Below are 25,423 nucleotides of genomic sequence, written 5' to 3'. Positions count from 1 at the left end.
CTCGCTAGGCTCGGTTCGATCAAGTCGCTGCACGGCGGTGACGGCAACCATCCGGAGCTGCCATGAGACAGCCGAGCTGGACCAGTACCCGCGCCGCGGCCCGACGCCGAACGCGGCCGAACGCGGCGGTGCTCGACTTCGCCCTGGCCGCCGCGTTCCTGCTCGCGATGCTGGCCGAACGCTTCGGCGCGGCGACGCGGATCGGCGAGCGGATGCCCGCGGCGATCGCGTTGAGCGTGCTCATCGCCGGCGCCCTCGCCGCCCGTCGCGCGGCGCCGCTCGCCACGTACCTGGTCGGCTCTGCCGCCCTGTCCGCCGAGGCCCTGTTCATCCTGCCCAGCGCGGTTTCGCCGTACGCCAACCTGATCGGCCTCTACTCGCTCGGCTTGTGGGGCACCCGTACCCGGGCCAGGCTGGGGCCGGCCATCGTGCTGCCCGGCATGATCGCCTACTTCTCCGGAACCGCCCACACCTATGCGATGGTCCCAGCCGCAGTGCTCTTCGTCTGGCTGCTGGCCTGGGCGCTCGGCTACGGCGGGGCCCGGCGCCGGGAGGCGTGGGAGGCGTCGCGGCGGGTGGTGCGCGACCAGGTCGTCGCCGAGGAACGGGTGCGGATCGCCCGGGAACTGCATGATCTGGTCGGGCACACGCTCAACCTGATGCTGGTACAGGCCGGCGCCGCCCGTCGGCTGCTGGACCGGGACCCGGAGCAGACGCGCGGATTGCTGGGCACCATGGAGCACACCGGCCGGGAGGCGCTGGAGGAATTGGACCGGGTGCTGCACCTGCTGCGCCGGGACGAGCCCGAGCTCCGGCCGGGGCTCGCCCGGCTGGACTCGCTGACGTGGCGGATGGAGCAGGCCGGGATCCGGGTGACCGCCCGGGTCGACCCGGCCGCGTACGAGCTGCCGCGTTCGCTCGATCTCTCGGCCTACCGGATCGTCCAGGAGGCCCTGACCAACACGGTCAAGCACGGGCGGGCCACCCGCGCCGAGGTCTCGGTCCGCCGGGACGGGAACGCGCTCGACGTGGAAGTCCGCGACGACGGCGTGGGCGTGGACGGGGGGTACGTGCCCGGCCGGGGCCTGGCGGGCATAGCCGAACGGGTCCGCGAGTTCGGCGGTAGCGTGGAGCACGGAGGGGGTGAACGGGGCGGCTTCCGGCTCCACGCCGTGCTCCTGATCCCGTGACCGGCGGGAATGGAGGCTGGCCGACGACTGCCGGGAGTGAAGGTCGGCCCGCGACCATCAGGGTCGTGATCGCCGATGACGACGCCCTGTTGCGCGCCGGGGTCGCCCTGGTTCTCGGCAGCGAGGACGGCATCGAGGTGGTCGGCGAGGCCGCCGACGGGCTGCGCGCAGTCGAGCTGTGCCGGTCCGCCGCGCCGGACGTGATATTGATGGACGTACGGATGCCCGGCATCGACGGCGTCGAGGCGACCCGCCGGATCGTGACTTCGGGACTGCCCACCCGGGTGCTGGTGCTGACCACCTTCCACCACGACGACTACGTGTGGGGCGCGCTGCGGGCCGGCGCCGCCGGCTTCCTGCTCAAGCGGGCCTCCCCGGAGCGGCTGATCGACGCCGTACAGACCCTGGCCGGCGGGGAGTCGGTGCTGGACCCGGCGGTCACCCGCGACCTGGTCGGCCAGTTGGTCACCGACGGTCCGGCACGGGCGAGTTCCGGGCCGCGCGATCCCCGGCTGGCCCAGCTGACCGCACGCGAGCGGGAGGTGCTGCGACAGGCGGCCGAAGGCCACTCGAACGCGCAGATCGCCGAGCTGTTCCTGATCGCCGAATCCACCGTGAAGACCCATATGAAGCGGATCCTGGCGAAAGTCGACGCGCGCGACCGGGCCCAGGCGGTCGCGATCGCCTACCGGGGCGGGCTGATGAACGCCGCCGGCGAGGACCCACGCTGACCACCGCCCCGCAGGCCGCAGTCAGCGACCGGGGCACCGAGGCCCCCTGCGAGCGGTCAGACGCGGCTCGGACGACGGAGCCACCCGCTGACGGACCCACATCGGCCGCGGTCCACGTAGCCGTTCCCGCGCGCCCGCCCCACCGCGGTATGGCAGTCCGATGCGGCCCTCGCCCCTGGGAAGGGGGCTCAGCAGGCTGCCTCCAGAGATTACCGGCGGTGCCAACGGCGCTTACCGCAGCCGGGACTGGCACCGCGCAGAACGAAGCCCGAGACCCGCAGGGCCAGGACCACGAGCGCGATCCCGGCCTGGCTTCGTCTTGCTGCGTCCCGGCAGTCCGTGGTGTCTCAGGCCTGCTGCAGGGCGGCCAAGTGATCGGCTTCTTCGACCGGGTGGCACAGGAGGAGCCGTAGCGCGTAACCGGGTTCGGTCTCCCGGCACTCCCAGCGCACGTCCTGCACTGTGTAGCGGGGGCCCTCGCGCAGGCAGTCCGCCGCCGCGGCGAAGACAGCCACGGGATCCTGCCCGGCCAGTGCCGGGGTGCCCTCACCCTGGACGGCGACCCACAGGTCCACGTGCTCGTTCTGGCAGGGGCGAAAGCTACTTATCGGAATAGGGCTCTCTGAACGCCCACCTAGAGGGCGGTATGTGAGTTCTTGCCTGATGTCTGACTCCGTTGATCAGGCGGCGGAGGTTGAGGGCGGCGGCTCGGGTGTGGAGCCAGGTGTCGTTCCTGAGGGAACAGGCCGGCGCGCACAGGGAGCGTGCGGCGCATGACCGCCCGCATGTCCTTGGCGCTGAACCGTCCCGCAGTCGGCCGGGGAAGCGGCTGCTCCCTTGGGGGGTCAAAGTGTCGTGCGCCCGTCCGGATGCCGGTAGCAGCCCAGTATCCGCACTGATTCCGCTCCCAGCCGGGTCGCGGCCTCCACGATCCCGGCCGTGATCGGCCGGGATCTCTCCAAGGAGGTGGTGCTGGTCAGGAGACGTTCAGCGCCGTGTCGTCGACCACGAAGGAGGTCTGGTACTCGGAGTCCTCCGCGCCGGTGAACTTCAGCGTCACGGTCTGGCCGATGTGGCTCGCCAGGCTGAAGGTGTGCTGCTGGTAGCCGCTCGCCGCGTTGAGGTTGGAATAGGTCGCCAGCGTGCCGAGGACCGTGCCGGAGCTGTTCAGGACCTGGACCTTCAGGGTGTCGTAGGCCGTGGTCTTGCTGGTCTCGGCGCTGTCGATGTGCAGCCAGAACGAGAACGTCGCCGTGGTGCACCCGGCCGGGACGGACACGGACTGGGCGAGGGTGTCCGTGGTGGTCTTGCCGTAGCCGTCCAGCCACGCGTCCCAACTGCCGGAGTGCGCCGGCTCGGAGGCGCTGTCGCTGATCACACCGGAGGAGGCGGTCCACGGCGAGGCCGAGCCGGTCTCGAAGCCGGGGTTGCCGAGGAACTGCTGCGCGGTGCAGCCGCCACCGCTGCTGGGGTTGACGGTCCAGGTGAAGGACTGCGAGCCGGACGCGCCGGCGGTGTCGGTCGCGGTGACCGTCACGTTGGAGGTGCCGGACGTCGTGGGCGTGCCGGAGACCAGACCCGTCGAGGAGTTGATCGACAGACCCGCGGGGAGACCGCTCGCGGAGTAGGCGAGGGTCTGGCCGCTCGCCGAGTCAGAGGCGCTGATCTGCAGCGAAGCGGCGGTGCCGACGGTGCCGGTCTGGTTGCCGGGGTTGGTCACCGTCACTGTGTTCGCACCCTGCGCGGTGACCGTCCAGGTGAAGGAGGTCTGGCCGGCAGGGCCGGTGGAGTCGGTGGCGGTCACCGTCACGCTGGAGGTCCCGGCCGCAGTGGGGGTACCGGAGATCAGGCCGGTCGAGGAGTTGATCGACAGGCCGGCCGGCAGTCCGGTGGCCGAGTAGCCCAGCGTGCCGGTCGCGGTGTCGCTCGCACTGATCTGCAGGCTGGCCGCGGTGCCGACGGTGCCGGTCTGGTTGCCGGGGTTGGTCACCGTGACGCTGCCGCTGGACGAGCTGCCCATGTCGCTGTTGAACGCCTGCTCCAGGCCGCTGACCACGCCGGAGTCGCTGACGATCAGGCCCAGCTCGCGGTTGCTGTTCAGCGAGTTGGAGGAGAAGTTCTCCGAGCCCGCGAACGCCTTGGCGGTGGAGGTGCCGTAGTCGGCGATGATGGCCTTGGCGTGGATGTAGTAGCCGGTCGAGCTGGTGTAGGTGGTGACCTGGCCGCCGGCCGCAGTCACCTGGTTCAGCTCGGTGGTGTAGGTGTTGCTCTCGTTCTCAGCGACGACGCGCACCTTCACGCCGCGCTGCTCGTCGGCGACGATCGCGTTGACCAGCGTGGTGTCGCCGAACTCCTCCTCCTCGACGTCCAGGCTGTGCTGGGCCCCGTTGATCAGGCCGAGGATCTGGGTCTGCGAGTCGGTGGGCGACCAGACCAGGTCGGCGCCGTCGGACGGTGTTATGGAGGTCTTGGCGTAGTCGGCGTTGAACACCGCCTCGATCGCGCTGACGTCCGACGCCGTCTCGTCGAAGACGCCGTAGTCGCGTGAGGTCGCGTAGTAGGTCGTGTCGAAGTTGCCGGTGGAGATGTAGGACTCAGTACCGTCCACAGTGATCGTCTTCTGGTGCGTGTAGACGAACGCCGCCGAGGACCACGTCACACCGACACCACCATTGGTGAGGGTGGTGTACGCGGCGTCGTTGACCGAGGTCTGCTTGCCGTCGAGGATCACCCGGACGGCGACGCCCGCCTTCTCCTTGGCGACCAGGTCGTTCTCGAGCGTGGCGTCGCGCAGCTCGTAGATCGTGATGTCGATCGACTTCGTGGCCGAGTTGACGAAGTTGTAGATTGCGCTCTCGCCCTGGTCGGGCAGAACCACTAGCGAGTAGTTACTGGCGGCGTGTGCGGTCACGGCGCCCGGCAGGATCGCTGCCGTGGCGACCGCAGCGCAGGCCGTGAGCGACTGGATGAGACGGCGGCGGACGGCTCTCAATTGAGCTCCTGATGCAGATAGGGGTAGGGCACGGGGAGCGGAATGGGGTGTGCAACGCGCGTAGCACGGTCAAAGCTAGGTGACTTACGAGTACATGTCATGGTGCTGCGCATGAAAAGGTGTTGAACGCGCGGCAGACGATCACTAGGGCACGTATTTGGTTGTGATCAAGCGGTGGCTCTGGTGAGGTCCTTGATCCAGATCATTGCGCCGCGAAGGTGGAGGCCGGCGAGGTAGCTCGCGGGAGTCTTGTCATAGCGGGTGGCGATGCCTCGCCAGGCCTTCAGCCTGTTGATCAGGCGCTCGACAGTGTTCCGATCCTTGTAGAGCTCGGCGTCGTGGCTGACGGGCCGGCCACCCCCGCTGCCCTTCTTCTTGCGGTTGGCGGCCTGGTCGACCTTCTCTGGGATGACCGCCTTGATCTGGCGTTTGCGCAGGTGGGCGCGGTTGCCGCGGGACGAGTAGGCCTTATCCCCGGCGACCGCGTCGGGACGTGTTCGAGGACGGCCGATGGGTCCGCGGACCCGGACTCTTTTCAGCACGGGGATGAACTGCGGGCTGTCGGCGGCCTGTCCCTCGGTCAGGATGAACGCCAGCGGGCGGCACTTGCGCTCGCCCGCGACATGGATCTTGCTGGTCTGTCCGCCCCTGGAGCGTCCGAGCAGGGCGGCCTTCAGGCGGAGCTTGCATCGGCGTCGGATACGCCGCCGCTCTTCCCGTTCCGCGTCACCGGGGCCGTCATGTCCGTCTTGTTCCTGCGGGCCTCCCCTTTTTGCCGGGCATTCTCCGCCTCCTCGGCGGCCTTCTCCAAGGCGGCCAAGGAGTCCGGGTCCAGGTGCATCCCGGCGGCATCATGATGGGCCCGGACGGTGGTGGAATCCACGCTGACCAGGGACAAGTCCACCTCGCCCCGCTTGGCTGCCTCCGCGATCGCGCCCTCTAGCAGGGCCTCGAACACGCCGGCGTCTCGCCATTGACGGAAGCGGTTGTGGACGCTCGACCAGGCACCGAACTCCCTGGGCGTCTCACGCCACTGGCTGCCGGTCTTGAAGTGCCAGATCACGCCTTCGAACTGTTGGCGCAGCCGTTCGGGGTACGGGCCGTACTCACCGATCGGCAGGTACGGCTCGATGAACTCCCACTCCGCATCGGATAGTTGCACTCGAGTCACGGAACAGGGTCTACCGCATCAATACGCACCGCGAGGACAACTTCCCAAAACTGATCACAACCGGATACGTGCCCTAGCGCGCGGCGTTCAGCCGCTCCGCCAGCACGAACGGCGCTTCACACAACAATGCTCCTGGGACTTGACCGCCCGATCATGTGACTATCGCCTGGCTTGCTCGTTGGTTCGGGCATGGGGCGGGGAGACCTGACGGATGCCGAGTGGGAACGGCTGCGGCCGTTCCTGCCGGTCAGCAACAGGCGTTGTGGCCGGTGGCGGGACCACCAGCAGGTGATCGACGGGATTCCGCACCGGGTGCGGACCGGAGTGCACTGGCGTGACCTGCCCGAGCGCTTCGGGCCGTGGAAGACGGTCTACGAACGCCATCGGCTGTGGTCGGCCGACGGAACCTGGGCACGGCTGCTCCAGCAGGTGCAGGCCGAAGCGGACGCGGTCGGCGACATCGACTGGGACGTCTCGGTCGACTCGACCGTCGTGCGGGCCCACCAGCACGCGGCCGGCGCCCGCACCGACCGGCCACCGGCCCTGGCCTCAAAGGGGGCCGGGGCAGGGGAACACCAGGACGAGACGCCGTGGCAGAGCCTCGTCGCCCGCCTGGTGGAGGTGGTGCTGGCGGCGAGGGCCTGTGCCGCTCGCGCGGCGGGTTCACCACCAAGGTCCGCCTGAGTGCGGGCGGCCGCTGCCGCCCGCTGTCCCTGGTCCTCACGCCGGGACAGCGGGCGGACTGCACGCAGTTCGAACGCGTGCTGGAGAAGATCCGCGTCCCGCGGACCGGTCCGGGCAGGCCCCGCACGACACCCGACAGCCTGGCCGCAGACAAGGCCTACAGCTACGGCCCGTGCCGCGAGTACCTGCGCAGGCGCGGCATTCCGCACGCGATCCCGCAGAAGACGGACAGTCGTGCCGCCCGCCTGCGCAAGGGCTCGCACGGCGGGCGACCACCGGGCTTCAACGAGGAGCGGTACAGGAAACGCAACACCATCGAACGGGCCATCAACAAGCTGAAGCACGCCCGAGCGGTGGCCACGCGCTACGACAAACGCGGCTACGTCTACCTCGGCACGGTCACCGCAGCCGCCCTCCTCATCTGGCTCCGCACGTGATCGACCGGACAAGTCCAGGCGTTCCGGCGCGCAGCCCGTCGATGACGATGGCGATCATGTGGCCGGTGCGTTCTTGCCAGTGGGGCCCGCCGTCGGTTTTCCACAGGAACGACACGAGCAGCAGCACCTCGTCCGGGTCGGCGTCGGGCCGCACCTGCTTGGCGGCCTTGCCGGCGCTGAGCAAATGGCCCAGCGCGGTGATGACCGGCGCGTAGTACTGGTTTCCGAGGTCCGCGCGGGTGGCGGCTTCGACGGCCAGGGAAGCTCCGTGCTTGATCCGGCCGTATGCGGCGAGCTGGCCGAACCACAGGCGGAGCGCGTCCAGGGGCTCGTGCTGGTCGAGCAGCCGGGGCGCGGCGTCGATGAGTGCCTCGACGTCCTGCCGGTAGACGGCGAGGAGCAAACTCTCCCGGCTGGGGAAATGCCGATACATGGTTCCCTGTCCGACCCCGGACGTCTTCCGGATCGACTGCAACGACGCCTCGGGACTGTCGGCAAAGGCAGTGCGAGCGATCTCGATGATGCGCGCACGGTTGTCCTCGGCGTCCGAGCGCGTCGCGCGCTGACGGGGCTGCGCCACTGATTCCTCCGAACCGGGCCACGGAAAGGTGGTCCGTTTTGTCTATACGGACGCATGTCCGTTACTGTGGGTCCATTGCGGACATGCGTCCGTTTATCTGATTCTAGAGCGGAGGCACGAGATGTCCGGCATCGAGGGCAAAGTCGTGGCGATCACCGGAGCGAGCAGTGGGATCGGCGCCGCCACCGCCCGTCTGCTGGCGCGTGAGGGCGCCAAGCTCGTCCTGGGAGCGCGCCGCGAGGAGCGGCTCGCTGACCTGGCCGGTGAACTCGGTGACAAGCGTGACGAGGTGGCATTCAGGGCGGTCGACGTCCGCCGCCGCGAGGATCTGGTCGCCTTGGTGGCACTGGCCCGGGAGAGGTTCGGCCGGCTGGACGTCCTGGTGGGCAACGCCGGCGTCGGGCCCGTATCGCCGCTGGACGAGCTGCGGCTGGACGACTGGGACGCGATGATCGACATCAACGTGAAGGGAATCCTGCACGGGATCGCCGCGGCCCTTCCCGTCTTCCGCGCCCAAGGCCACGGCCAGTTCATCCACACTCTGTCAACCGCCGCCTACAAGACGGTCCCCGGGCAGGCGGTCTACTCTGCCTCGAAGGCCGCCGCCCGCACCCTTACCGAAGGCCTGCGACAGGAAGCCGGCCCCTCGATCCGCGTCTCGATGGTCTCACCGGGCTTCGTGGCAACCGACTTCATCGAATCCGTCCCCGACCCGGACCTGCGCGCGCGGATGAACGAGTCGAAGAACGCGATGGCCATCGCCCCCGAGGCAGTTGCCCGCGGGATCCAGTTCGCGATCGAGCAGCCCGCCGACGTCGACGTCAACGAGATCATCATCCGACCCACAGCCCAAGCCTGACCGGGTGGAATCCGGATAGGGGTTTACAAAGCCCTGCTCCTTCTCTCCGTGCTGGTCGCTGTGCACGTCCCGCTGGGCGATCACGTGGCCCGCGCCCCGGACGGCGGCGGCCACTGGAAGGCCGAACGCCTCCTCTACCGCGCCTGCGGCATCGACTCCGACCGCGAACAGGACTGAAGGCACTACTTCACCGCACGCATGGCGTTCACCGCCATGAGCATCGCCGCGCTGTTCGGCCTGTTCACCTGCCAGCAGTGGCTGCCCTGGTCACCCGGCCACCGCGGCATGCCCTGGCAGCTCGCCCTGGACACAGCCGTCAGCTTCACCACCAGCACCAGCTGGCAGAACTACGCGGGTGAGAACACCACCGGTCACCACGCGGTCATGTCCGGTCTCGGCGTCCAGGCGTTCGCCTCGGCGACCGTCGGCATGTGCGTCGGTCTGGCACCGATCCGGGGCCCTCTGGCCGACGGCATGCACTGACGGTGGCCGGCCGGCACGTCGGACTGCGTCGGCCCCCGGCCGAATGGCTCGGGGCCGACGCCGGAACGTGTCTCGTCGATCGGCGGCTACCGCTCCTCAGGCATGGGGGCGACAGCCGTGGTTACCGCTTTTCTTGCGGCGGTCGTGCTTCTTCCGGGCGCGCTTGGACATGGATTCCTCGTGGTGACGTGACGGTGGAAGCTGCTGTGACGCATGGTCAGACCGATTGCGGCACAAGCTGGGTGAGTCGTTCGCTGAGCTTGAGCAGGCGGTCGACCGAGCGCTTCTCAGTGACCTGGGTACCGGGGGTGGTGGGGGTCAGCTGGTCGTAGTAGCCGCCGTTGACCACCTCGGTCGCGGGTGAGCACAGCGTCAGGACGGTCTCGGCGACCTCGGCGGCCGGGCGTCCCGAGGTTCCGTACAGCGGCCGGACGGCGGTCTCGGCGACGCCCGGGTGGACGCTGATCGCGGTGTGGTTCTCGGGGAGCCAGTGGGCGACTGCGGTGACGAAGGTGGTCAGTGCCAGCTTGGACTGCCCGTAGGCGGAGATGCGGGAGTACCGCTTGGCGCGGGTGAGGTCGGTCCAGTCGATGTTGGCGGTGCGGTGCAGGCTGGAGCTCAGGGCGACGATGCGGCTGTCCGTGCCGCGCGCCAGCGGACGCTCCAGAAGACGGGTGAGCAGGTACGGTGCCAGGTAGTTGACCTGGAAGCACAGTTCGTTGCCCTCATCGGTGAGGGTGCGGCGCTCGGGTCCGGCAATGCCGGCGTTGAGCACCAGCAGATCCAGCCGCTGGTGCCGGTCGGCCAGGTGCGCGGCCAATCGGCCGACCTGCTCCAGCTGGGCGAAGTCAGCCGCGGCGATCTCCAGGCCCCTGGCCGGAGCACCGGCGGCGACCAGGTGCTCGACGGCCATGGCGGCACTGTCCTCAGTGGGGCCGTGCACGATGACCCGGGCGCCGCCCAGGGCCAGGCGCAGCGCGGTCTGGTGGCCGATTCCCTCGGTGGCACCGGTGACAAGGGTCGTGCGGTCGGTGAAGCGCAGGTCGTCGATGGGCACGATGGGTCCGTTCAGTACAGGGATCAGGGCAGGTCGATACCTGGCCCGGACCGGGTCCAGGAGAGGCGAAAGGGATCGCGGCCGGGCGCGGGTGCGGTACCGGGCGCGTGGGTGGGGTAGGCGCGTGTCAGCGCCGGGCGGCGCGTTGACGGGGACGGCCGGGCCCCGGATGAGGCGGCTGGTCCTCATGGCGCAGGCCGGAGTGAACCGGCGGGGCCGGACAGCACAGCGCACTCACGGCGCGGTCGGTGCTGCGTATCAGAAGGCCCATGACAGCCATTGCAGCCCACGGCAACGATCCGGGCAAGGGCCCGACCGGCTTCCTGGCGCCCTCCGTACGCGCTCGCACGTTTTCTTGGCGTTCCCTTGGTACTGCAACGGTGCTCACCGTGGCCGGGTGTTGGGTTCGCTCGTTGGGCTTTCATGGGTGGGGATATATCCGAGGTCGATGCTCGTCGCTGGTCGGACGGGCTGACCGGGCATGAGCGGTTTGCTCACCGGTTCGCGTGGAGCGATTCGCGGGAGTCGGCGCTGGCCTACACACGTGGGTTGCTGGCGCCGTTGGAGCGCACGAACGGCTGGACGGGGTGCTCGAGGATCGACACCGCCAGTCAAGTCACCTCAAGAAGGCAAGTACAAGATCACCAACATCAGCAGCGCCCTGTGCGTGCAGGCCAACGACAAAGCCGACCGCGGGAAGTACCCTCGCCCTGGCCTCCTGCCCCAGCTCCACTGGGCCGACCGGCCCCTGTTCGCGGCGTTGATCCGGTTACTGCCCAAGGGAAATTCGCGCCCACCGGCTCGTCACCACCGGCACCGGGCGAAGCACACGTCAGATCCCGCTGGTGGCTTCGGCTCTGCCCTCTTTCACGGCAGTCTGCAGGGCAGCGAAGTCGTCTTCGTTCTGGTCGGCGTAGGTTTCGGCGAAGTCCGCGATGGCTTGGTCGAACCGGTCGGAGCCGCCGAGGTAGGCGGCCAAGGCGACCCGGTCACCGGAGCGGGCGTGCGCTCGGGCAAGGGTCCAACCACACAGCCAGGCGTACACCGCCATGCCCGATGGGAGCATCATCTCGATCGGTGCGGAGAATTTCCAGTCGCGCAACTGGCGCACGTAGAAGTCCCGGTCCTTCCCGTCCGGCCCGGTGACGCGGGTCCAGCCGAGGAAGATGTCGCTTTGGGCCTGCATGAGGTGCTGCCCGGCGACGACGCGCTCGCCCTGGTTGCTGTACTGGCTGCGCCCGGCATACTCCACCAGGACGGAGGGCTGGGCCTCCTTGGCTTGCAGGAACAGCGGTTCGACGCCGTCCCCGGCGTCCATCAGCGCGATCCAGGCTCGGGTACCGACGCTGCCCACCCCGACGACCTTGCGGGCCATCTGGACCAGCGTGAACTGATCGAGCAGGTGTCGCCGGTCGGACTGCAGCGTGCGCCGGTATTTGCCCAGCACGGTGCGGATCAGCTCGTAGATTGCCTCGGCCTGCACATCACCGAAAACCTCTTCGACGGGGACGATCGTCGGGGGGTCGCTGACGATCTGCCGACGACCGTCGACCATGGTGGTGAGCTTGCCCAGCACCTGCGTGCTGTCGCGGGTATGGGCCTTGGCCAGCAGTTCCTCGGCCGCCTTGAACCTCTTCGCTTTCAACTGGGACCTGAACTGCCTGATGGCCTCCTCGATGTCCAGGTGCGCATACCAGACGTCCAGGAAGGACTGCTTCGCGAAGCGGCGCATCGCCTTGCGATAACCCTCGGCCGCAGCCAGGACGATCTTGCGGCGGGTCTTGCCGGAGAAGTCGTTGTCGCGCCCCGCCACGGCCAGGCTCGCGGCCAGCCGCTTGACATCCCACTCGAACGGCCCGGGCAGAGTCTCGTCGAAGTCGTTGACGTCGAACACCAGTCGCCGCTCCGGCGAGGCGAACGCGCCGAAATTGGACAGATGCGCGTCTCCGCACAGCTGGACCCGCAGCCCTGAGGTGGGCGTGGCAGCCAGATCCGCCGCTATCGGCAGTGCGGCCCCCCGGTAGTACGTGAAGGGCGATACCAGCATGCGCCCATGCCGTACCGGCACGAGTTCCGACACCCGCGACGCCGCCTGACCCAACAGAAGCCCGACCGGATCGCGCGATCCGACCGGCCGGAACTCTCCGTGCGCCTCCAGCGGCGCCGCCCCGCGGGCTTCCTTCCCCAGCGCCACCCGGTCCGCCCGGCTCATAGGCTCTGCCGGCGCTGCGCCCCGGGTGGATGCCCCCGCACCAGGCTTCCCGCCTGTCACGCCCTTTTTCTTCGCCGTCATGGCAACTCCCGTAGGGTCGCAGCCGAGTTCGCTGCTGGCGGGTAACGCATCGCAGATATAGATACATATTTCAGCCAAATATTACCTATACCGGGAGAAAATTCCCCCGAAGGGGTGAGCGGCCCTGGGCTTCTGCGGCGAACCCCTGTGGTGGCCCATTCCGCCGCTGCTGCTGGCCGGCGTGCTGGTCGCGCTGACCATCCGGTGCCTGCCCGGCACAGGCGGGCGCTCACCAACCGACGGGTTCGTCGTGTCCTAGGTCGTCTCCGCCAGGTTCGCGCCGACCCGGCCCCCGGAAACCCCTTCTGCGACGAAAGCACCCACTTTCCGGCAGATGAACCGCACCCAACCGCCTTCGTGCGGCTGTGGGGAGTCATCGGGCGGTGATCCGAGAAGCGGCGCGTCACTGCTGCGGCGTCAGAACCGGTAAGGCAACAATGGGGCATGACATCAGGCCCGAACCCGGTCGCCCCGCCCCCGCCAGCGCCGGTTCAGGCCGCTGCACGGGGTGAGCACTGGTGGCCGGTGGCGCTGGCGATCTTGTTCGCCGCGTTTCTCCACGTGGCGTTGCCCACGAAGTACCGGGTGACCCCTTCTTGGGCGGTCCCGGTCGTCCTGATGGTACTGCTAGCCGCGCTGATCATCGGAGACCCGGGCCGCATCGATCGACAGAAGCCATGGCTGCGGATCACAACCGGCCTCACCATCGCCTTCATGACGGTGGCGAATTTGTTCGCCGCCGCCCACTTGGTGGCCGACATCCTGACCAACAACAAGCTGTTCGCCAACAACGCCATCGGGTTGCTGGCTACCGGTGGAGTGATCTGGGTCACGAACGTGATCACCTTCGGGCTGTGGTACTGGGATCTGGATCGCGGTGGTGCCGCTTCCCGCGCGCACCAACCGTATGCGAATCCGGCGTTGGTGTTCGCCGAGATGCAGTACACGGACTACGCGCCGACCACCTGGGTGCCGATCTTCGCCGACTATCTGGTACTGGCCTTCTGGACCGCCACCGCGTTCAGCCCCACCGACATCTCCGCGATCAAGCGGTGGGCGAAGCTGTTGATGATGATGGAATCCGTCGCCTCTCTTGGCATCGGCGCGCTGGTGATCGCTCGCGCGATCAATATCTTGCAGTAGGAGCACAGCTCGTCCAGGAACAGGTCCGCATGGACGGCCGTGCCGGCATCCGCCCTGGCCGCCGCCGTTGGGGCGGTTCCGGGTGGGCGGGCACGGAGCGTGGGACAGGCCGGAAGTGACGAGGTCTGCCACGGGCCGCCGCCGCCGCCGGTCCCGCGCCTGGCGGGCCGGCGGCGGCGAATCAGAGGTCATCTCATTTGGCGAGTCGGCGGTAGCAGATGAGCGTGGCGGCGATGCCCACGAAGGCGAGGAAGTGTTCGGCTTTGCGTTCGTAGCGGCGGTGGAGTCGTCGGCAGCCGGCGAGCCAGGCGACGGTGCGCGGGTCCAGCGGTAGCGGCCCAAGCGCTCGGAGGATTCGATGCCACGGCGTGCGATGCGTGGGGTGATGCCGCGGGATCGGAGCCATCGCCGCAGGTGAACGTAGTCGTAGGCCTTGTCGGCGTGGAGCTTGGCGGGGCGCCGTCGCCGTGGTCCGCGTCGGGAGCGCACCGGGGCGATGCCACGGACGAGCGGCTCCAGGGCCTGGCTGTCGTGCAGGTTCGCGCCGGAGATGCCGATCGACAGGGGTAAACCGGTGCGCTCGGTGAGTATGTGGATCTTCGACCCGTACTTGCCCCGATCCACAGGATTCGGACCCGTCAGGTCCCCCTTTTCAAGGCCCGCATGTTGACCGAGTCGACCGCGCACCGCGACCAGTCCAGCTCGCCGCGCGCGCCGAGTTCGTCCATGACCAGGCGGTGCAGCTTGGCCCACACTCGCGCCCGGCTCCACTCGGCGAAGCGGCGGTGTGCGGTCGGCCCGGACGGGCCGAAACACGGTGGGAGCTGGGCCCAGGTGCAGCCGGAGGTGGCCACGAAGACGATCGCGGCCAGTACCTCACGGTCCCCATAGCGGCGACGCCCGCCGCCCTGTGGCCGTGTCGGCGAAGCCGGCACCACCCGCTGGAACAACTCCCACAACCCGTCCGGCACCAACCGCTCCACGATCGTCACCAGGGCAGCCTACTGGCCCAAATGAGATGACTTCTCAATCCGGCCGCGCTGTTCTCGTCGTTCCGGCGCAGAGGGCCCAGATCACGAAGACGTCGATGGCGATCAGCACGATGGCCCAGAACGGGTAGTAGGGCAGCCACAAGAAGTTGGCGATCATGCCGAGTCCGACGACGACGACACCGACGGCACGTGCCCAGACGGCACCACTGAAGAGGGCCACACCGGCCAGGACGATGAGTATGCCCAGGATGAGATGGATCCAGCCCCAGCCGGTGGTGTTCAACTTGTAGGCGTAATTGTGAGTGACGACGATCAGGTCGTCTTTGGCGATGGCGGCTATCCCCTCGAATATCGCCATGGCACCACCGAAGATCATCAGAACGGCGGCAAAGACGGTCCAGCCGGTTGCGAACGGCCTCCGGGACGTGAGGGCGTCCGTCGGCGTTTCACTGACATTGCTGGCCATGTGCGGGCTCCTTCGAGAACAACTTCGTCGCCGAATTGGGCGACCCGGTCGGAGACTCCATATCCAGGCTGCCACGGCGGCAGTCAGGCAGCACCTCCGGGACTCTCTCCCCGCGCCCTCTCCCTCCGGCCTGTTCCGCGGTACCTCGGCGGAGGGTTGCGTACGCCTGTCAGAACGGTACGGACAGGTGCGACCCCGGGGCCCTCCTGGCCCGCAGCCGGGCAACCAGCCATCGGGGCGAGTCGGCCCCCACGTGACGGCCCCGGGTGAAACACCTGATATGTCGGGTTAGCCTGGAGAAATAGACCCTGGATGGCCAGCACCGACAGCCCCGACCAGGACCCGGCACCGCGCCCGAAACGGTATACCTCCCCAACGGGGGCGCAAGCTGCCGATTGCGGCCAAGTACGACACGGCCTCACCAGGGACAAGGAGGCGATCCTGCGCCGCGGGCTGTTCTTGGATGTCGTTCCGTGCCGCGCGGCGGACACGACCCCGTCGAGCCACGGCTGCGGGCACTCTCGACTGGCTTGGCGGAAGGAGTAGACCCGTGTCAACAACGGCATGGCGGTTCAGTGGTACCGAAGGAGCCGACGACGCAGTCCTGCAGGTCAAACAGTTGGGTGACCAGCAGGTCATCGATGTGCGCGATGTCGCAGTGATCCGTTGGCCGCAGTACGCAGCGGGGCCCCAGGTACAGGAACACGTGACCGACGAGGGCGGCAAAGCCTCCGCGTTCGCCAAGAAGCTGAGCAAGGCCGGCATCGACAGCGCGATGATCGAGTCTGTGAAGGGTGACATGACGCCGGGCACCTCGGCGCTCGTGCTCCTGAGCACCGACGCCGTGATCGACTCCGTCACAAAGGCGTTCCAAGGACACGCCATGGAGTTGATGCGCTCTGACCTTTCGGTGCAGCAGGAGGATCAGCTGAGGGCTGCCTTTGGCGCAAAGCCATGAAGTTACGGCGTTGTGCCTGATGGCAAGGGGCTGCTGAGAACCTTGCAGTCGACCGGACGCAGGAAACGGAGCCCCCGGTGGACGGTCGGATGCCGGCTTCCACTACGGCTGCTCGGCCTGGTTGGGCCGGTGACGGCGAGGTCGGTGGCGGTCGGGACGGCTTCGCGCTCTGCTTCGCCCTGACCGACTCAACCGCCTGACCGAAACCGTTCGACTTCGAGCGGACGCGCGCTGACCCGTCCCGTTCCGGAAGCCGATTCCGTCAGCGCGCAGGATCAGCGGGGGTATCTGGTGACGAAAACAGCTGCTGCGCCCCCGTCGTCCAGAAGGCGGCCAGCACGACGATGTCGAGCAGCAGTTGGACGAGCGATCCCCAGTCCTCGCGCCAGCTGGTGAACGCAGTCGACACCCTGGTGTCCGCCGCGGCCGGGATCGTCGTGACGGAGATGAAGCCGCCGAGCAGGGTGCTCGTCCTGGCTTCGGTCAGCGAAACAATGCCGACGATGCCCGCCAGGCCCGCGACGGCGAACGAGAAGAAGTCGGGAGTGTTGATCACCGTGGATACCGGACGCACTCCCAGGGTGAACGCCTCAGACTGCAAGCCGAACGCGCGAATCAGCAGGCTGAAGAGGAACGTTGCGACGATGGCGAGCAGGAAGCCGAGCAGCGCGAGCAGCCCCTGCCTTCGGGCGTTCCAGCACCGATTGGTCACCGTCAGTGGCAGCGCGTACCCGGGGGGAGGTCGCGGGGCGGCGACCTCAGCGCAGTGGTGCCGACTGCACGCCTCACCGCAGGCGAACAGCTGGATAATGGCAGATAGTGGGAGATAAAGGGGTAATGTCGAGATTGGATGCCCATGGACCGCTACCCGCCCATCGCAGATCACGGCCTCATAGGCGATTTGCAGACCTCCGCCCTGATCTCGGCCCAGGGGGTAGTGGATTGGTTCGCCGCCCCACGGTTCGACTCGGCCAGCATCTTCGCCGCACTGCTCGACCACGACGGCGGTGGCCACTTCCGGCTCTCGCCCAAGGACCTGTCGCAGAACACCTGCAAGCAGCTCTACTACCCGGACACCGCCGTTCTCGTCACCCGGTTCATGTCGCCGGACGGGGTGGGAGAAGTGATCGACTGGATGCCACCGAACGCCGGCCCCACCCCCACCGACCGGCACACGCTGATACGCACCGTGCGTGCCGTGCGCGGGACGGTGCGGTTCACCCTTGAGTGCCGTCCACGCTTCGACTACGGGCGGGCCCAGCACGAACTCGACCTGCGCGCCGAGGGCGCCGCGTTCCGGGCCCCCGGCATCACCGCCCACCTGCAGAGCACCTTTCCGCTGGAACGGGACGGGCAGGACGTATGCGGCGAGGTCGCACTGAGCGTCGGTGAGGCGGCGGCGGTCGTGTTGACCGTGTGCGACGCCGACGGGCCGGCACCGGCCGCACCCACCACCGAGGGGATCACCGCCCAGCTGTGGGACGTCGTGGGCTTCTGGCAGCGGTGGCTGCGCTCCTCGAACTACCGGGGCCGCTGGCCGGACATGGTCGCCCGCTCCGCCATCGTCCTCAAGCTCCTGACCTACGCCCCCACCGGAGCGCCGGTGGCCGCTGCCACGATGGGCCTGCCCGAACAGGTCGGCGGCGAGCGCAACTGGGACTACCGGTACACCTGGGTCCGGGACGGCTCGCTGTCGGTGCGGGCGCTGCTGGACCTGGGGTTCGTGGAGGAGGCGACAGCCTTCACCCACTGGCTGGGCGACCGCCTGCACGACGCGGACAGCAAGGACGGCGAGCCCCTCCAGATCATGTACCGGGTCGACGGGGAGCCCCTCCTGACGGAGGAGATCCTTGAGCACTTCGAGGGATACCGGGGCTCGTACCCGGTCCGGCTCGGCAACGCAGCCTCCGACCAGCTGCAACTCGACATCTACGGCGAGGTTCTCTACGCCCTGTCGGAGGGACGCGAGATCGGTGTCCAGGCCGGCTACCGGGGCTGGAAGATCCTGGCCCGGACCCTGGACTGGCTCGCGGACAACTGGGACCGGCCCGACGAGGGCATCTGGGAGACCCGCGGGGGCGCATGGACTTCACCTACAGCCGCGTGATGTGCTGGACGGCCTTCGACCGCGGCCTGAAACTGGCGGCCGAGTTCAGCCGACCGGCCGACACGGTCGGGTGGACCAAGGCCCGCGACACCATCCTGGAAGAGGTGATGGAACGCGGGTGGAGCGACAAGGAGAAGGCCTACGTACAGCACTACGGGGGCGATGCCGTCCTGGACGCCTCGCTGCTGCTGATCCCCCGGGTGGGGTTCCTCGCTCCCCAGGCCCCCTCCTGGCTGTCCACTCTGGACGGCATGGACCGCACCCTGGTCTCCGACAGCCTCGTCTACCGGTACGACCCGGCCGCCTCCCCGGACGGCCTGCGCGGCTCGGAGGGCACCTTCAGCCTGTGCACCTACCTGTACGTCGACGCCCTCGCCCGCGCGGGGCGGCTGCACCAAGCCCGTTACACCTTCGAGAAGATGCACACCTACGCCAACCACGTCGGTCTCTTCGCCGAGGAGATCGGCCCCAGCGGCGAGCAACTGGGCAACTTCCCACAGGCGTTCACCCACCTGTCGCTCATCATGGCCGCCACCACCCTCGACGAAGCCCTGGACCGCCAGCGCCCCTGACCTGCCGCAGGGGACCACTCCTGATGCCTGCTCACGCCGGAGAAGGTGCGTGCGCCGGGAGCGAGGTCCACTCGGGCCGGACGCCAATCGTCGGCCGGGGCGTCCTCCTCGACATCCCGCGCCTGGGCGGCGTGCCCTGGCTGGAACCGGGCGACCACGTAACCACGGCCGACCTCCACCTCTTGGAGCGCTTGGGCTGAGGGCGGTTCGTGCCCACGTCTCCCCCTCCGTGTACCGCGCCCGCCGCCCACCTCACAGCCGGGACCCGAAGGGGGGACTCAGCAGGATCGCGGTGTCTCCGGCCCGGGGCGTCGGGCTGTCCGTCTCGGTGACGGGCGCGAGCTGCCCGTTCGGGCGCACCAGGAACATCACGTAGTGCCCGGCGGGGATCCCCTCGTCGACCCGGCAGGTCACGATCCGGGCTCCACCGTCGTACCGGCGGGCCAGCTCGGGCCGGGTCAGCGCACTGTCGAAGAGGTTCTCACTGCCCGTGTACGGGGCGATCACGCCGTGGCTGGGGCTGGGCGGCCCGAGGCGGAGGACGGGACCCCGGACGCTCCCCCGGAGGTTCACCGATGCGAGGGCATTGAAGTCGTCCTCCTCGGTGAGGAGCAGCACGTCGGTGATGCCCTCCAGCTCCGCACCGGCACCCGTGGCCGCCGCCAGGAGGCCGCCCGGGGCCAGTTCCAGTCCGGCCTGCTTGATGCCCTCCCGTTCGCGTTCGAGTCCGGCCCACATCAGCACGTCCAGGCCCGCTGAACGCAGCGCGCGTGCCAGGTCGACTGCCCAGGGGTCGCCGCCGACCAGCAGCGGCCGGGAGCGCGCCGGACGCAGGGCGTCCAGCATCCTGGCGACGCGATGCGCGGTCAGGCCGTACAGCGTGACCGTGGCGACGATGACCACGAAGGTGGCGGGAAGGATCTTCCCGGCGCCTCCGATTCCCCTGCTCACCAGCGTGGCCGAGAAGGTCGAGGCGGTGGACGCGGCGACGATGCCGCGCGGTGCCATCCACCCGACGAACCATCGCTCCCCCACGGAACGTCGGTGCCGACGGTGGAAAGGACTGCGACGAGCGGTCTGACGACAAGGACGAGGATGGCCACGAGGGCAAGTGTCGGCAGCAGCACGTGGCGCAGGGACTGGGGCGTGACGGTGGCCGAGATGGAGATGAAAAGGACCCCGATGACCAGCGAGACCAGGGTTTCGAAGAAGGGCCGGCGCGCCGGGAGGTCGAGTCCGGGAAGGTTGGCCAGTGCCATTCCCATGACGACCGTGGCGATGAGACCTGTGTCGTCGCGGGCGATGTCGCACGCGGCCGCCACCCCGACGGCAGCGGCGAGCTGCACCGTCGTACCGAGTACCTCGTCCAGCCGCAGGTACCGGAAGACCAGCCACAGCAGCGCCGCGCCCAGGACACCGCCCGCCAGGCCGACAGCCGCGCTGGCCGCGAACTGCCCCACCTGGCCGGCGAACCCCTTCCGTTCACTCGCGACGACGGCGTGGAAGACAAGTGCTCCCAGAATTCCACCGACCGGGTCGATCAGCGACCCCTCCCAGACCAGGATGCGCTGGAGCCGCTCCGTCGGTCGGACGAAGTTGAGCAGCGGGCCGACGACCGTCGGCCCGGAGACGACGAGGATCGCTCCGAGCATCACCGCCGCGCGCTCGGACATGCCGAGCACGGGAATCGCGAGCAGGGCTGCGGAGACCGCGGTGATCGCCACACCGATCCAGATCAGCCTGACCACCACCCGTCGGGTGTGCCCCTTCAGTCCCCGCAGGTTCAGGCCGAGACCGGCGTCGTAGAGGATCACTGCCACGGCCAGCGACACCATCGGGGAGAAGGCCGCTCCCAGCAACTGGTCGGGATCGACGGTACTGGTGAGCGCACCGGCGGTGAATCCGACCGGGAGCAGGACGATGAGCGCAGGGATGCGCAGCCGGCTCGCCAGGAGCTGGGAGCCCACGGCGAGCACGGCGATCAGGCCCAGGCCCTCCAGTACCTGGTTCGACGTCACTGCTGTGCCTCCCGGCTCCCTCGCCTGACGGGCCGACTGGTACTCCGCACGGCCGGAAGGGCTCCTGCCCCGACGGAGTCGGTGATCGCTTCTCCTCAGGGCTGTGAGGTGCCGGGGTGGTTCGGGTCGCCCTCGACGTCCGCGTCGGTCAGCGGTACGAGCTTGCCGCTGGTGTCGAGGCGGTACAGGACCACGAGCGCCGGTCCGATCAGGACCACGGCGACGATCGTCACGATCAGCAGCCATTGCAGCGGCCTGGCCGCTCCCGCCGCCTGCTGCACGGTCAGGGAGGTGGGCACCAGGTAGGGGCGTTGTGCGGTGCCCCAGGCGGCGATCACCAGCGCCACCGAACCGACGGAGGTGAACCGCGCCCATCCGGTGTGTCGGCCGGCCACCAGCCAGGCCGTGACCAGGGCGACGACGGCTGCGACCAGCAGCAGGACGAGCCCGGTTCCGTGGGTGAGGCCGTGGTAGACGTAAGAGGTGTGCTTGTGGGTCACCGCGAGGCCGATGAGGGCCAGGACGACGGTGCCGACAAGGCTGCCCCAGACCCGCAGCCGGAAGTAGCCGACCAGGTCCCTTGCCGCGAAGCGGTGCGCATCCGCGGTGAGGTACACCGCCCCCAGGAAGGCCGTGGCGGCCACAGTGAGCAGCCCGCTGATGACCGAGGTGGTGTTGGCCCAGGCGTCGGCCGAGGCGGTGGTGTCCAGGGCAACCCGTCCGGAGGCCACGCCGCCGACCGCGGCTCCCAGAAAGAAGGGGGTGAGCAGCGAGGAGACGGCGAAGACGGCTCCGTAGATGCGGCGTTGGGCCATCCGCCGGGTGGGTTTGCGCAGCGCGAAACCGGCGCCGCGCAGGACCAGGCCGACGGCGGCGAGGGCCAGCGGCAGCCACATCGCGCTGAAGACCGTCTCGAAGAAGACGGGGAATCCCGTCCACATCAACACCAGGATGAAGATCAACCAGACGTTGTTGACCTCCCAGACCGGCTCCATGGCGTGGTCGATCAGCCAGCGCGGACGCTTGCCCCGCTCGGCGCCGCCGGCGAACAGGTCCCAGAAGCCGGCGCCGTAGTCGACGCCTCCGCCGCAGGCGTATGCGGCTACCGCGACCAGCAGGATCCAGGCAACGATATCGGCGGTCATTCCGCGTCCCCAGGTGCTCGGCGGCTGTCGGGGCCGGCTCGCAGGGCGGTGGACCCCGTGCCGACTGCGGCGGGTTCCGGCCGCGGCCCGTAAGGAGTTTCGGTCTCCGGGCCCTCGTCCTCGGGGCGGCCGAGGCCCGAGTCGGCGAGCCGCCAGCGTCTGCTCATCTTCAGCACGACGGTGAGGAAGGCACCGAAGACGAGCACGTACACCACCACCACAATGCCGAACATCGTCCAGAGCGAGGCGGCCTTGGTGGGTGTCACCGCGTCCGACACCTTCATGTACTGGTAGACGATCCAGGGCTGCCGTCCCACTTCGGTGGTGATCCAGCCGCATTCCACGGTCACCACGCTGGCCACGCCGGCGATGGCGGCGATCCGGAAGAACCAGCGCGACTTGGGCAGGTCCCTGCTGAGCAGCCAGCACAGGCCGTACCAAAGGGCCAGCAGGATCAGCAGGCTGCCGATGGTCGCCATGATGTCGAAGGTCCAGTGCACAAGGTTCGCCTCCGCCGGCGTGGGGCGGTCGGCTGCCGCCACCGAGGTCAGGCCCGTCACCTGGGTGTTGCGGCTGAAGCCGGCCAGGATCGAGTCCAGGCCGGGGATCTTCAGCCCTCCCTTGACGCTGCCGTCGGACTGCAGCCTGCCGAACAGGTACTCGGGCACGTGCGTACCTGTGTTCCAGACGAGCTCGGCGGCGGCGAACTTCACCGGCTGCTTGTGGTAGATCTGCCGCGCGATGTTGTCGCCGAGGAAGAACTGCACGGGAGTGAGAATTGCGGCAACGGTGAACGGCACGCAGAACCCGAGCCTGTGGTAGCGGTCCCGGCGTCCGCGTAGCCAGCCCAACGCATAGACACCGGCGACGACGTAACCCGCCGTCAGGAACATGGCGACCACGAAGTGCCAGTACTCCGGACCGAGCATCGGTGTGAACACCGCCGCCTGCACATCGACGCTCTCGGGCTTGCCCGCCGCGTCGAGGACAAAGCCCCGGGGCGTGTTCATCCACGAGTTCGCGGAGATGATGCCGAACGCGCCCATCACGGCAGCGAAAGGTAGCGGTGTGGCGAGCCAGAAGTGCGTCCATGGTTTGAGCCTGCGCCATCCGTACAGGTAGATCGCGATGAGGATCGCCTCCAGGAAGAACGCCCACGCCTCCACTCCGAAACCGAGACCGAAGACGTCCCCCCAACGGCCCATCATCTTCGGCCACAGCAGCCCGAACTCGAAGGACAGGACCGTGCCGGTGACGACGCCGACAGCGAACTGGACGGCCATGACGGCCGACCAGCGCCGGGCGAGCAGCAGGGCGACAGGGTCGTTCTTCCGCAGACCCCGATGGTGCATGACGAGCGTGATGAACGGCAGTGCCACGCCCAGCGGCACCAGGATGATGTGGGAGGCCAGGGTGAAGGCCATGAGCTGGCGCGCGGGCAGCAGTTGCGCGGGGCCGCTCGCCAGGAGGTCTGCTGCGGTGTTCATGTGGGCCTCGGTGGATCGTGGCGGGGACGGTCGGGCCGGCCGCCGCACCGGACGGGGACTGTCCGCCTACCGGGGTGGCAGGTGTGTCGGTCGACGCGAAGGCGCGTTCACGTCGGGAGCCGGAGGCGAAGACCACCGCCCAGCTGAGCAGTGCCCCGAACCGGCTCCGGAAGCCGGTGAGGAACACGATGTGGATGAACAGCCAGATCAGCCACCCCCAGCACCCCGGATGCGTGGAACCGGCCCACCTTGACGACCGCCCGGCGCTCGGTGACCGACTCTGCCATCTCGAAGGCACAGTAGATCTTGCGGCGTACGGCCAAGGCGTCATCGAGCGTCTTCATGCCCGGGGCGTGCTGGGCGAACTCGTTGTGCCCGAAGTAGGACTGCTTCACGCCGATGCCGACGATCAGTTCGTCGTAGGGAAGGGAGACTGATGTGCCGTCCGCACGCTCGGCGTGGACGACGCGCGCGTAGACGTCCACGCCGGTGGCCGTCGCCAGTAGGCAGCGGACGTTGCCGTGGCGGCGCAGGACGGCGCGCAGCGGCTGGGTGATCTGGCCGCTGGAGAGGATGCCCGAGGCGCACTGGTACAGCAGTGGTTGGAAGAGATGGTGGGCGTTGCGGTCGACCAGGGTCACGGCGACCGGTGCCCTGCGGAGCGCTCGCACAGCGAACAGCCCGGCGAAGCCGCCGCCGAGGATCACCACCCTGCGTGGGGCGATGTGGTCGTCCACGGGGGTCAGCCTCCGGTGGCGAAGCCGGGGAAGAGAGTCATCCCGCCGTCGACGAAGAGTGTGCTGCCCACGACGTAGTCCATCAGGTCGGAGGCCAGGACGGTCACCGCGTCGGCGATGTCCTCCGGGTCGCCCACCCGGCGGTACGGGATCAACCGCAGGAGATCGGCCTCGGCCTCGGGCGTGTCCCAGGCACTGCGGTTGATGGGGGTGCGGATGGCGCCCGGCGCCACGGCGTTGACCCGGATCCCGTGCGGGCCGAGTTCCTGGGCCAGCGTCTGCATCAGCATCAGCACTCCGCCCTTGGAAGCGGCGTAGTTCACGTGCCCCGACCAGGGGATGATCTGGTGGACCGAGCTCATGCAGATGATCTTTCCCGCGCATCGAGAGACCTCCGGGACGATGCCCCGGCGCAGGAATTCCTTGGCCGCCTCTCTGGCGCAAAGGAACTGGCCGGTCAGGTTCACGTCCAGGACCTTGTGCCACTGGTCGACGGTCATCTCGGTGATGGCGGCGTCCCGCTGCAGTCCCGCGTTGGCCACCATCACGTCGATGGTGCCGAGTTCCTCGACCATCTTGGCGACCATGGCGACAACCTGGCCCTCGTCGGAGACGTCGGCCTCGTGCGCGTAGGCGCGCACACCGAAGCCCTGGATCTCCTGGACGACCTCTTCGGCGGCCTCGGGGCCGAAGACATAGTTGACGACGACATCAGCTCCCGCCCGTCCCAGTGCGATCGCTGTCGCCTTGCCGATGCCCGAATTCGCCCCCGTCACCAGGGCCTTCTGGCCTCGGAGGAGCGGTAGCGACGTCCCCTTCTCGGCGTCCGTGCCTGTAGTCACTGGTGTCTCCTCATCAACGGCCTACCAGATCGTCGGGAACACCCGGCCTCAGGTTCGCCGCTACCACTGCTCCGGACGCGTTTGAATGACTTCGGCGACTCAAACACCCGTAGCGGAGGCGACCGCAGAGCGACCCGCTCGGCTGGGCCATCGGAAGGAGCAATGTACGCCCAATGGCGCAGCCGACAGGAGGGGTCTTTCCAGCGACTGGCTCTGTCGCTGATTCGGTGCTGACGGAGGGTGGTGTCAGCCCAGGAGGATTCGGTGCCGTAGGAAGGCGAACCCTGCGCGGCCGTACATCTGACGCTTGATCATCTTGGTCTCTGCGTTGACTCCTCGGCCGTCTTCCACGGCCCGAACGGCTCTGGCAGGTCACGCCAGTGCACACCGGTTCACACCCGGTGCAAGATCCCGTCGATCACCTGCCGATGATCACGCCATCGGCCACAACGCCCGTTGCCCACCGGGATGGGGTCTGC

18 protein-coding genes and 7 pseudogenes are annotated in these 25,423 nt (G+C 68.5%); 10 read left to right on the top strand and 15 right to left on the bottom strand.

The window, feature by feature from the left end:
- Nucleotides 1-62 precede the first annotated feature (62 nt).
- The gene (locus GXW83_RS15480; RefSeq protein ID WP_182443663.1) at nucleotides 63-1,190 is read left to right on the top strand and encodes a sensor histidine kinase; all 1,128 of its coding nucleotides are present in this window, start codon (nucleotides 63-65) and stop codon (nucleotides 1,188-1,190) included.
- Between the two features lie 56 nt (nucleotides 1,191-1,246).
- Complete coding sequence (locus GXW83_RS15475; protein WP_182447336.1) at nucleotides 1,247-1,921, top strand: response regulator transcription factor; 675 nt, start codon at nucleotides 1,247-1,249, stop codon at nucleotides 1,919-1,921.
- Nucleotides 1,922-2,268: 347 nt separating this feature from the next.
- On the opposite strand, the gene GXW83_RS15470 is transcribed toward GXW83_RS15475, so the two are convergent.
- From GXW83_RS15470 to GXW83_RS15455, 3 genes and pseudogenes are all read right to left on the bottom strand, one after another.
- Entirely contained in the window at nucleotides 2,269-2,496 is a 228-nt protein-coding gene (locus tag GXW83_RS15470; protein WP_182443662.1) for a hypothetical protein, read from the bottom strand.
- Between the two features lie 401 nt (nucleotides 2,497-2,897).
- Nucleotides 2,898-4,832: a putative Ig domain-containing protein gene (locus tag GXW83_RS34065; protein WP_225447007.1), complete on the bottom strand. Its 1,935-nt coding sequence runs from the start codon at nucleotides 4,830-4,832 to the stop codon at nucleotides 2,898-2,900.
- 248 nt (nucleotides 4,833-5,080) lie between these two features.
- Nucleotides 5,081-6,084 (bottom strand): annotated as a pseudogene (locus GXW83_RS15455) (IS5 family transposase).
- A 189-nt stretch (nucleotides 6,085-6,273) separates the two neighbouring features.
- On the opposite strand from GXW83_RS15455, the gene GXW83_RS15450 reads away from it, so the two are divergent.
- Nucleotides 6,274-7,205, top strand: a protein-coding gene (locus GXW83_RS15450) for an IS5 family transposase (protein ID WP_370466705.1) whose coding sequence is annotated in 2 segments (ribosomal slippage) — nucleotides 6,274-6,625 and nucleotides 6,625-7,205 — 933 coding nt in all. Because the reading frame shifts where the segments join, the coding sequence is not laid out codon by codon here.
- On the opposite strand, the gene GXW83_RS15445 is transcribed toward GXW83_RS15450, so the two are convergent.
- Nucleotides 7,186-7,785: a TetR/AcrR family transcriptional regulator gene (locus tag GXW83_RS15445; protein ID WP_182443661.1), complete on the bottom strand. Its 600-nt coding sequence runs from the start codon at nucleotides 7,783-7,785 to the stop codon at nucleotides 7,186-7,188. The two genes, GXW83_RS15450 and GXW83_RS15445, sit on opposite strands and share 20 nt — an antisense overlap.
- Before the next feature lie 121 nt (nucleotides 7,786-7,906).
- Here GXW83_RS15445 and GXW83_RS15440 point away from each other — a divergent pair, with 121 nt between their 5' ends.
- From GXW83_RS15440 to GXW83_RS15435, 3 genes and pseudogenes are all read left to right on the top strand, one after another.
- Nucleotides 7,907-8,644, top strand: a complete 738-nt coding sequence (locus tag GXW83_RS15440; RefSeq protein ID WP_182443660.1) for an SDR family oxidoreductase — start codon at nucleotides 7,907-7,909, stop codon at nucleotides 8,642-8,644.
- Between the two features lie 48 nt (nucleotides 8,645-8,692).
- Nucleotides 8,693-8,821 carry a hypothetical protein gene (locus GXW83_RS34860; protein WP_255431299.1) on the top strand — a complete coding sequence of 43 codons (129 nt, stop codon included), beginning with the start codon at nucleotides 8,693-8,695 and terminating at the stop codon, nucleotides 8,819-8,821.
- A gap of 15 nt (nucleotides 8,822-8,836) precedes the next feature.
- Nucleotides 8,837-9,127 (top strand): annotated as a pseudogene (locus GXW83_RS15435) (potassium-transporting ATPase subunit KdpA); the annotation flags it as partial.
- A 96-nt stretch (nucleotides 9,128-9,223) separates the two neighbouring features.
- On the opposite strand, the gene GXW83_RS35330 reads toward GXW83_RS15435, so the two are convergent.
- Nucleotides 9,224-9,298, bottom strand: coding sequence for a 50S ribosomal protein bL37 (locus GXW83_RS35330; RefSeq protein WP_370466876.1), 75 nt, complete (start codon nucleotides 9,296-9,298; stop codon nucleotides 9,224-9,226).
- A gap of 46 nt (nucleotides 9,299-9,344) precedes the next feature.
- Nucleotides 9,345-10,184: an SDR family NAD(P)-dependent oxidoreductase gene (locus tag GXW83_RS15430; RefSeq protein WP_225447006.1), complete on the bottom strand. Its 840-nt coding sequence runs from the start codon at nucleotides 10,182-10,184 to the stop codon at nucleotides 9,345-9,347.
- A 423-nt stretch (nucleotides 10,185-10,607) separates the two neighbouring features.
- Here GXW83_RS15430 and GXW83_RS34060 point away from each other — a divergent pair.
- Nucleotides 10,608-10,769, top strand: a pseudogene (locus GXW83_RS34060) (IS701 family transposase); the annotation flags it as partial.
- 247 nt (nucleotides 10,770-11,016) lie between these two features.
- Here GXW83_RS34060 and GXW83_RS15425 read toward each other — a convergent pair.
- Entirely contained in the window at nucleotides 11,017-12,477 is a 1,461-nt protein-coding gene (locus tag GXW83_RS15425) for a DUF2252 domain-containing protein (RefSeq protein WP_370466703.1), read from the bottom strand.
- A 525-nt stretch (nucleotides 12,478-13,002) separates the two neighbouring features.
- Here GXW83_RS15425 and GXW83_RS15420 point away from each other — a divergent pair.
- Nucleotides 13,003-13,620, top strand: a complete 618-nt coding sequence (locus tag GXW83_RS15420; RefSeq protein ID WP_182443657.1) for a hypothetical protein — start codon at nucleotides 13,003-13,005, stop codon at nucleotides 13,618-13,620.
- Nucleotides 13,621-13,813: 193 nt separating this feature from the next.
- Here the strand turns inward: GXW83_RS15420 and GXW83_RS15415 are convergent.
- Nucleotides 13,814-14,606: pseudogene (locus GXW83_RS15415) on the bottom strand (IS5 family transposase).
- A 40-nt stretch (nucleotides 14,607-14,646) separates the two neighbouring features.
- Nucleotides 14,647-15,078 (bottom strand): hypothetical protein, encoded by a 432-nt coding sequence (locus GXW83_RS15410; RefSeq protein WP_182443656.1) that lies wholly within the window; start codon nucleotides 15,076-15,078, stop codon nucleotides 14,647-14,649.
- A gap of 550 nt (nucleotides 15,079-15,628) precedes the next feature.
- Here GXW83_RS15410 and GXW83_RS15405 point away from each other — a divergent pair.
- Nucleotides 15,629-16,036 carry a DUF1269 domain-containing protein gene (locus GXW83_RS15405; protein WP_182443655.1) on the top strand — a complete coding sequence of 136 codons (408 nt, stop codon included), beginning with the start codon at nucleotides 15,629-15,631 and terminating at the stop codon, nucleotides 16,034-16,036.
- A 328-nt stretch (nucleotides 16,037-16,364) separates the two neighbouring features.
- Here GXW83_RS15405 and GXW83_RS34055 read toward each other — a convergent pair.
- Nucleotides 16,365-16,793 (bottom strand): annotated as a pseudogene (locus tag GXW83_RS34055) (DUF389 domain-containing protein); the annotation flags it as partial.
- A 99-nt stretch (nucleotides 16,794-16,892) separates the two neighbouring features.
- On the opposite strand from GXW83_RS34055, the pseudogene GXW83_RS15395 reads away from it, so the two are divergent.
- Nucleotides 16,893-18,715 (top strand): annotated as a pseudogene (locus tag GXW83_RS15395) (glycoside hydrolase family 15 protein).
- A 252-nt stretch (nucleotides 18,716-18,967) separates the two neighbouring features.
- On the opposite strand, the pseudogene GXW83_RS15390 reads toward GXW83_RS15395, so the two are convergent.
- The 5 genes and pseudogenes from GXW83_RS15390 to GXW83_RS15370 all read right to left on the bottom strand — a co-directional run bounded on the left by GXW83_RS15390 (nucleotide 18,968) and on the right by GXW83_RS15370 (nucleotide 24,944).
- A pseudogene (locus GXW83_RS15390) lies at nucleotides 18,968-20,733 on the bottom strand (cation:proton antiporter).
- 95 nt (nucleotides 20,734-20,828) lie between these two features.
- Nucleotides 20,829-21,878, bottom strand: coding sequence for a cytochrome d ubiquinol oxidase subunit II (locus GXW83_RS15385; RefSeq protein WP_182443654.1), 1,050 nt, complete (start codon nucleotides 21,876-21,878; stop codon nucleotides 20,829-20,831).
- Nucleotides 21,875-23,365, bottom strand: coding sequence for a cytochrome ubiquinol oxidase subunit I (locus GXW83_RS15380; RefSeq protein ID WP_182447332.1), 1,491 nt, complete (start codon nucleotides 23,363-23,365; stop codon nucleotides 21,875-21,877). The genes GXW83_RS15385 and GXW83_RS15380 overlap by 4 nt, the downstream gene beginning before the upstream one ends.
- A gap of 107 nt (nucleotides 23,366-23,472) precedes the next feature.
- Nucleotides 23,473-24,102: an NAD(P)/FAD-dependent oxidoreductase gene (locus GXW83_RS15375; protein ID WP_182443653.1), complete on the bottom strand. Its 630-nt coding sequence runs from the start codon at nucleotides 24,100-24,102 to the stop codon at nucleotides 23,473-23,475.
- A gap of 5 nt (nucleotides 24,103-24,107) precedes the next feature.
- A complete protein-coding gene (locus tag GXW83_RS15370; protein ID WP_182443652.1) occupies nucleotides 24,108-24,944 on the bottom strand; it encodes an SDR family oxidoreductase in 837 nt (278 codons plus the stop codon).
- Nucleotides 24,945-25,423: the final 479 nt, after the last annotated feature.

The organism is Streptacidiphilus sp. PB12-B1b (assembly GCF_014084125.1).
Classification (GTDB): domain Bacteria; phylum Actinomycetota; class Actinomycetes; order Streptomycetales; family Streptomycetaceae; genus Streptacidiphilus.
Note: the sequence above shows the minus strand (reverse complement) of the source record. Positions and strands in the feature narration are given on the sequence as shown.